General features: G+C 58.0%; 1 protein-coding gene and 1 pseudogene. One reads left to right on the plus strand and one right to left on the minus strand.

Annotated features, from left to right (window positions below):
* Positions 1-455: 455 nt before the first annotated feature.
* Positions 456-1751, minus strand: coding sequence for a glycine-betaine demethylase subunit GbcA (gene gbcA / locus FEM54_RS30425; protein ID WP_017139360.1), 1296 nt, complete (start codon positions 1749-1751; stop codon positions 456-458).
* A gap of 283 nt (positions 1752-2034) precedes the next feature.
* On the opposite strand from gbcA, the pseudogene gbcB reads away from it, so the two are divergent.
* Positions 2035-2483 (plus strand): annotated as a pseudogene (gene gbcB / locus FEM54_RS30435) (glycine-betaine demethylase subunit GbcB); the annotation flags it as partial.

Below are 2483 nucleotides of genomic sequence, written 5' to 3' on the forward strand. Positions count from 1 at the left end.
AATAAAGGCTTTCAGTGGTATGGTCAAAATATGATCAATTTGGCTTATTGGCTCGCTGAAACCCCTGGATGCCCCGATTTGTGAAGGTTTGACGCGGTTTTCCACAACGCCGGCGAAGTTGCCCCCAAAGTCTGTTGGTGCTTCTGTGGATAAGGTGTTCGCGTACTGCTGCAGGCCACGTATTAAGAGGCTTTCAAGGGGTTGATCAATAAGTGATCAGGTGTGGCTAAAACCGCACGACTTGAATAAGTCACGGATTTTCTTCAGTTAATTTAGAGGGCCGGGCACACTTGCCCACAATTGCTGTGGGTGGCTTTGTGGATAAGTTGTTGGGCGAAGGCTGGAGGGTAGATCGGCAAAGGGCTGTAAGGGGGGTGATCATTATTTGAACAGTGACCAATATACATGTGGGAGCAGGCAAGCCAGCTCCCACAGTTTGATCTTTGGTGTGTCAGCTATTCGTGCGCCGCTACACCCTTAAGGTAAGGCGCTGGCGCCGCGCCCAGGTTGTTCAACAAACGCTCGCTGTACCAATCGACAAAGTTCACCACACCAAACTCATAGGTCTTGGAGTACGGCCCTGGCTGGTACGCGGTGGAGTTGATCCCGCGCTGGTTTTCTTCGGCGAGGCGGCGGTCCTGGTCATTGGTGGCGTCCCAGACCTGGCGCATACGCTCCACGTCGTAGTCCACACCTTCGACGGCGTCCTTGTGCACGATCCACTTGGTGGTGACCATGGTTTCCTGGGCGCTGATCGGCCACACGGTGAACACAATGATGTGGTCGCCCATGCAGTGGTTCCACGAATGCGGCAGGTGCAGGATGCGCATCGAGCCCAGGTCCGGGTTCTTGATGCGGCCCATGAGCTTGGCGCAGCCTTGCTTGCCGTCCAGGGTCATCGACACGGTGCCTTTGAGCAACGGCATGCGTACGATGCGGTTGCGCAGGCCGAAGCTGGCGTGAGCGTAAGGGATCTTTTCGGCGTCCCACGCAGCGGCGGAGGCGGCAACGTGGTCCTTGAAGGCCTGGTCGGCACGCGGGTCGGTGACGTCGTCCCATTCCAGCAGGGTTTTCAGCAGTTCCGGGTGCGACGCGTTGCAGTGGTAGCACTCGCGGTTGTTTTCCAGCACCAGCTTCCAGTTGGCCTTTTCGAACAAGGTGGTTTGAATCGCCACCTTGGTGTTCTCCATGTCGTAGGGTTCCATGTAGTGGTTCAGCGTCGACAGGAAGTCATCGATGGCCGGCGGGTTTTCGGCCAGGCTGATGAAGATGTAGCCGCCAGCCGTTTTCACGTTCACAGGCTTCAGGCCGTACTGCTTCATGTCGAAGTCGGCGCCCATCTCGGTGCCGGCGAACAACAGGCGGCCGTCCAGTTCGTAGGTCCACTGGTGGTAGTGGCAAACGAGCTTGGCGACCTTGCCCTTGTCGCTGGTGCACAGGCGCGAGCCCCGGTGGCGGCACACGTTGTGGAAGGCATGCACCACACCGTCGGCACCACGGATCACGATGATCGGGTTCTTGCCGATTTGCAGGGTGATGTAGTTGCCCTTGGTGGGGATCTCGCAGGTCATGCCGGCGATCAACCACTCTTTCTGGAAGATCTCCTGCATGTCGATATCAAACAACCGCTCATCAGAGTAGAACGGCTGTGGCAGCGAAAAAGTGCGCTCGCGCTCTTGCAGCATTTGCGCGGTGGCCTTGCGTGCGGGTTCCAGCGGATCGCCCAAGCTTAAGGTTGCGGTGACGTCCATCGTGTGTGTCCTCATGGCCATTCTGTGTGGCCGGCGAAAGTGGCTGATCAGGTTTTGCAGCAAGGCGTAAAGAAAGCGTAGTTGTTGGCAGCGAGTGTGGGGCCGCCGATGCGCCGAACCTTGTCCATTAACGACATGGCCCACTCTGATCCCGACGCGCAAGCCCCGTGGTATGGGGGCTGGTCGCGATAAGTATGTGAATGTCGCAGATAGGTAAATGGGCGGTTCCGGCGTTACGCAGAATCGCCACCATAAAGCCGAGCATCGGCAGTGGAGAGCAAGCATGTCCAACAATTTCCTGAACCCGGTAACCACCCAGACCTGGGCCAATGGTCGGCACATCGTCCGTTGCGTCAAAGTCATCCAGGAAACCTGGGACGTGCGCACCTTTTGCTTCATGGCCGACCAGCCGATCCTGTTCTTTTTCAAGCCGGGGCAGTTTGTGACCCTGGAGCTTGAGATCGAAGGCCAGCCGATCATGCGCTCGTACACCATTTCCAGTTCGCCGTCGGTGCCGTACAGCTTCTCGGTGACCATCAAGCGCGTGCCGGGTGGGCGGGTTTCCAACTGGCTGCACGACACCCTGCATGAAGGGCAAGAGCTGGCGGTGCACGGGCCGGTCGGGCTGTTTAATGCCATCGACTTCCCAAGCCCCAAAGTGCTGTACCTCAGTGGCGGTGTCGGCATCACGCCGGTGATGTCCATGGCGCGCTGGTTGTACGGCACCGACGC

It is taken from the genome of Pseudomonas edaphica, from assembly GCF_005863185.1.
Lineage (GTDB): Bacteria > Pseudomonadota > Gammaproteobacteria > Pseudomonadales > Pseudomonadaceae > Aquipseudomonas > Aquipseudomonas edaphica.

Excerpts from the sequence above, each read along its gene's own strand:
- gbcA (WP_017139360.1), bottom strand. The coding sequence starts at position 1,751 with ATGGACGTCACCGCAACCTTAAGCTTGGGCGATCCGCTGGAACCCGCA.